The sequence below is a fragment of the uncultured Streptococcus sp. genome, from assembly GCF_963521865.1.
Classification (GTDB): domain Bacteria; phylum Bacillota; class Bacilli; order Lactobacillales; family Streptococcaceae; genus Streptococcus.
In genome coordinates this window covers 1-5,227 of the sequence record NZ_CAUQWY010000064.1, presented here as the reverse complement: position 1 = coordinate 5,227, position 5,227 = coordinate 1, and the positions used below count along the sequence as shown (strand labels likewise).

5 protein-coding genes are annotated in these 5,227 nt (G+C 41.2%); 4 read left to right on the top strand and 1 reads right to left on the bottom strand.

The window, feature by feature from the left end:
- Positions 1-727, bottom strand: a 727-nt coding sequence (gene trkA / locus RWO85_RS09630) for a Trk system potassium transporter TrkA (RefSeq protein WP_314415594.1), incomplete at its 3' end; no start/stop codon positions are given.
- A gap of 227 nt (positions 728-954) precedes the next feature.
- Between trkA and RWO85_RS09625 the strand changes: the two genes are divergently transcribed.
- From RWO85_RS09625 to RWO85_RS09610, 4 genes are all read left to right on the top strand, one after another.
- Positions 955-1,764 carry an S-adenosyl-l-methionine hydroxide adenosyltransferase family protein gene (locus RWO85_RS09625; RefSeq protein ID WP_314415597.1) on the top strand — a complete coding sequence of 270 codons (810 nt, stop codon included), beginning with the start codon at positions 955-957 and terminating at the stop codon, positions 1,762-1,764.
- A 15-nt stretch (positions 1,765-1,779) separates the two neighbouring features.
- A complete protein-coding gene (locus RWO85_RS09620) occupies positions 1,780-2,325 on the top strand; it encodes an ECF-type riboflavin transporter substrate-binding protein (protein ID WP_124788142.1) in 546 nt (181 codons plus the stop codon).
- Positions 2,326-2,607: 282 nt separating this feature from the next.
- Positions 2,608-4,290 carry an ABC transporter ATP-binding protein gene (locus RWO85_RS09615; protein ID WP_314415592.1) on the top strand — a complete coding sequence of 561 codons (1,683 nt, stop codon included), beginning with the start codon at positions 2,608-2,610 and terminating at the stop codon, positions 4,288-4,290.
- On the top strand, positions 4,275-5,105 hold the full coding sequence (locus RWO85_RS09610; RefSeq protein WP_084925859.1) for an energy-coupling factor transporter transmembrane protein EcfT: 831 nt from the start codon (positions 4,275-4,277) through the stop codon (positions 5,103-5,105). Before RWO85_RS09615 ends, RWO85_RS09610 begins: the two co-directional genes overlap by 16 nt.
- The last annotated feature ends 122 nt before the right edge of the window (positions 5,106-5,227 follow it).

Genomic DNA, 5,227 nt, shown 5'->3' with positions numbered 1-5,227 from the left:
TACCTAGTAGATAATAGGCAATTCTACCTGCTCCAACGATGAGAAGGCTCTTCACGGCACGAGACTTGAAATAATTATGGAAGAGCATCATGTCAACACGGTTACCAGTGACAAAGATTCTATCTTTATCCTGTACAGTCATGTCACCGCTTGGAATGATAATTTGATGATCCCTCTCTATCGCACAGACAATGACATTGCCAAATTTTTTCCGAAAATCAGAAATGGGCATTTGGCAAAGACCACTGGAGGATTTAACAGTGAATTCCATCAAGCTGACCCGTCCACCAAAGAAACGTTCGACAGAGAGGGCGTTGGGGAAGTCAATGATATTCGCGATAGCGCGGGCAGCCAAGAGCTCAGGGTTAACGATAAGAGAAAAACCGAGAATATTCTTTTCTTTGAAATAAGAGTTAGAGTATTCAGGATTTCGCACCCGAACGATGGTTTCTTTAGCCCCCATTTTTTTGGCTAGAACGGCTGCAATCATGTTCACTTCATCGTATTCAGTCAAGGCGATAAAGATATCGCAATCCTGAACACTGGCTTGCTCAAGGATGGTGAAATCGGCCCCGTTACCAAGGATACCCATGATATCAAAGCGATTAACAATATGATTGAGAACAGCTTCGTCTTGCTCAATCAGCAAAACATCATGCTTTTCTGCAACCAAAGAGCGACAGAGGGCAGAGCCAACTTTTCCCCCTCCGACAAGGATAATTTTCATAATAAAACCTACTTTTTCATGATGTAACTATCATACCTTTTTTCAAGAAAAAATGCACCTACTAGCTAATCACCAGAGTTTTTAGTAGGAAATTTGCTATAAGGTAAAACTATACCCTAAGCAATTAAAATAGCTATTAGCACCTTTCTCTGAAATATGGTATGATAAAGGATATACAAGGAGATAAAATGAATAATAATTTACTGGTATTATAATCAGACTTTGGTCTGCTTGATGGTGCGGTATCGGCTATGATTGGAGTGGCTTTAGAAGAGTCTCCAACCATAAAAATCCATCACTTGACGCACGATATCACGCCTTATAATATTTTTGAGGGGAGCTATCGTCTCTTTCAGACGGTGGATTACTGGCCTGAGGGAACGACGTTTGTATCGGTTGTCGATCCAGGTGTCGGTTCGAAACGTAAGAGTGTGGTTGCCAAGACTGCAAAAAATCAATATATTGTCACGCCAGACAATGGGACTCTTTCTTTTATCAAGAAACACGTTGGTATTGTAGCTATTCGTGAGATTTCTGAAGTGGCCAATAGACGTCAAAATACAGAGCATTCTTATACCTTCCACGGTCGTGATGTCTATGCCTATACTGGTGCTAAACTAGCCAGCGGTCACATTTCTTTTGAAGAAGTAGGGCCAGAGCTCAGTGTGGACCAGATTGTGGAACTTCCAGTCGTAGAGACCATCATTGAAGATCATCTGGTAAAGGGAGCTATTGATATTCTAGATGTGCGTTTTGGTTCGCTCTGGACCTCTATCACACGAGAAGAATTTTACAAGCTGGAACCAGAATTTGGTGACCGTTTTGAAGTGACTATCTATCACGCTGATATGCTGGTCTATCAAAATCAGGTTGTTTATGGCAAATCATTTGCAGATGTGAGAATTGGGCAACCCATCCTTTACATCAACTCTCTCTATCGTTTAGGTCTGGCTATCAACCAAGGTTCTTTTGCCAAGGCTTATAATGTAGGTGTCGGTTCATCTTGGACCATTGAAATAAAGAAAATAGAATTATAAAATAGGAGAATATAGATGAAAAATCAATCAATTAAACAAGTTGTTGCTATCGGTGTTGGAGCTGCGCTCTTTGTTGTTATCGGGATGATTAGCATTCCGACCCCTGTTCCAAATACAAGCATCCAGCTTCAGTATGCGGTACAGAGCCTCTTGTCTATCATTTTTGGCCCTCTAGTTGGTCTACTTGTTGGTTTAATTGGGCATGCTGTTAAGGATTCTATTGCTGGCTACGGTCTTTGGTGGACTTGGATTATTGCTAGTGGTCTCTTTGGTCTAGCCGTCGGACTCTTTAGAAAATACATTCGAGTAACACAGGGTGTTTTTGAGTTGAAGGATATTGTCTTCTTTAACCTCATTCAGATTGTTGCAAATGCTCTTGTTTGGGGTGTCTTGGCACCACTTGGAGATGTTGTGATTTATCAAGAAGCAGCTGAAAAAGTATTTGCCCAAGGGATTGTTGCAGGTATTGCTAACGCTGTAACTGTAGCTATCGCAGGTACCCTTCTTTTGATAGCTTATTCACGTACACAGACTCGTTCAGGAAGTTTGAAAAAGGATTAACATAAAGGAAAAGGCTGGGCAACCGGTCTTTTTTGATGTTTATAGACTAGTTAGGCAAGCAAGCTAGGATAGGACTCTTTTTGGAGCTAAGTTTTTAAGAAAAGAGACTGCAAGAAGGGCTTAATTTATGATAAAATAGAAGTCTAATACTCTGCGAAAATCTCTTCAAACCGCGTCAGCTCTATCTGCAACCTCAAAACAGTGTTTTGAGCAACCTACGGCTAGCTTCCTGGTTTGCTCTTTGATTTTCATTGAGTAGAAGAAGCGAATGAAGAGAGTAAGATGAAAGAAGCTATAATTGAGTGGAAGGATTTCTCTTTCCAGTATGAAACGCAACAAGAACCAACCTTGCAAGGGGTGGACTTGACCATTTATAAGGGAGAGAAAGTCTTAATTGTTGGGCCATCTGGGTCAGGTAAGTCTACCTTGGGTCAATGTTTGAATGGGATTATTCCCAATATTTACAAGGGTCAGATGTCTGGAGAATTTTTGATCAAGGGGCAAGCAGCCTTTGATATGAGCATCTACGATAAATCTCATCTGGTCAGTACAGTTTTGCAGGATACAGATGGGCAGTTTATCGGCCTGTCCGTGGCAGAGGATTTGGCTTTTGCTCTGGAAAATGATGTGACAGCTTTAGATGGGATGAAAGATCGTGTTCATAAATGGGCTGAAAAGCTGGACCTTATCCCTTTACTAACTCAGCGTCCTCAAGATTTGTCAGGTGGACAAAAGCAGCGGGTCAGTCTGGCTGGTGTCTTGATTGATGAGAGTCCGATTCTTTTGTTTGATGAGCCACTCGCCAATCTGGATCCCAAGTCAGGTCAGAATATTATCGAATTGATTGATCAGATTCATAAGGAGGAGGGGACGACGACTCTTATTATCGAGCACCGTTTAGAGGATGTTCTGCATCGCCCTGTGGATCGGATTGTCTTGATCAATGATGGTCGTATCCTATTTAATGGTGGGCCTGATCAGCTACTGGCGACTAATTTATTGACTCAAAATGGCATCCGAGAACCCCTTTATCTAACCACTCTCCGTCAATTGGGTGTGGATTTAGTCAAGGAAGAACAGCTAGCGAATCTGGATAACTTGTCTATCTCAAAGGGTCAGATTCAGTTGCAGAATGAACTGGTAAAAGAAACCCCAGAATTGCAGTCACTCTTTAAATTAGAGGCCGTGTCTTTTTCTTATGATGATAGACCGATTTTAAAGTCCATTCATTTAGATATTAAAAAGGGTGAAAAGATTGCCGTTGTCGGGAAAAATGGGGCTGGGAAATCAACCCTTGCCAAGGCCTTAAGTAGCTTTATTCAGACTGAAGGCCGCTATCTTTGGGAAGGACAGGATATAAAAGGAGATTCTGTTGCAGAGCGGGCGGAACGAGTAGGCTATGTGCTGCAAAATCCTAATCAAATGATTTCAACCAATATGATCTTTGATGAGGTGGCCTTGGGACTTCGTTTGCGAGGTTTAGATGACCAAGAGATTGAAAAGAAAGTTCATGAAACTTTGAAAATCTGTGGTCTCTATGAGTTTCGTAATTGGCCTATATCCGCCTTATCATTTGGTCAGAAAAAACGTGTTACCATTGCATCCATTTTAGTGTTAGGAGCTGAAATTATCCTCTTAGATGAACCAACAGCTGGTCAAGACCAGAAGAACTATACTGAGATTATGGAGTTTCTTGAGGAACTGCATCAAAAAGGTCATACCATTGTCATGATTACCCATGATATGCAATTGATGCTGGATTATTCAGACCGAACCCTTGTTATGGTAGATGGGGAATTGATTGCCGATACTAATCCAGCTAGTCTGTTAAGCAATCCTGAGCTGTTAGTAAAAGCCAATCTAAAAGAAACTTCAATCTTCAACTTGGCCAAGAAACTAGATGTGGATCCACTTGCTTTAACGGCATTTTACAAAGAAAGGAGAGAAGGATGCAAGCTAAATTAATCGGTTACCAGCATAGAGATACTGTGATTCATCGTTTATCTGGGGCTGGCAAGCTTCTCTTTTTCATCTTGGTATCCTTAGCAGCCATGATTAGTTATGATACCAGACTCCTTGTTTTGATTGCTATCTTTTCGGTCTTTCTCCTCTATTTGTCAGAAATCCGCTTTAAAGATGTTTCCTTTGTGGCAGTTTTTGCGACGGTATTTGCGATTTTGAATGTCTTGATGGTCTATCTCTTTTCTCCTGAATATGGGGTTGGACTTTACGGAGAGAGAAGTGTGATTTGGCAGGGAATCGGTGCTTACACTCTGACCAGTCAAGAGCTCTTTTATCTGCTAAATTTGGCTATTAAGTACCTTTGTACCATTCCTCTGGCTATTATCTTTTTGATGACAACCCACCCTAGTCAGTTTGCTTCCAGTTTAAATCAAATTGGTGTGCCTTACAAGATTGCCTATTCAGTCAGCCTGACCTTGCGCTATATTCCGGATTTGCAGGAAGAATTCTTTACTATCAAGATGTCTCAGGAGGCGCGTGGGATGGAATTATCCAAGAAAGCTTCTCTTATGCAACGAATCAAAGGCAATCTGCGCATTATTACTCCCTTGATTTTTAGCTCGCTAGAACGCATTGATACCATCGCGACCGCCATGGAGCTTCGACGCTTTGGGAAAGAGAAAAAACGCACTTGGTATAGTTACCAGGCCTTGAAAAAAGGAGACTATCTTACCTTGCTCTTGGCAGCCTTGTTTTTAGTAGCTAGTTTACTACTTATCTTGCAGAATCAGGGACGATTTTACAACCCTTGGAAGTAGCTTGAAAAAATTGAAAAAATCAAGTCGTTTCTATTGACAATGATTCTGAAAGTGTTATACTAAGAAAGTAGTTTCGCTGATTTACTTCAAACCTGTTGTGAGGTAAGTTAACGATGCCTTAA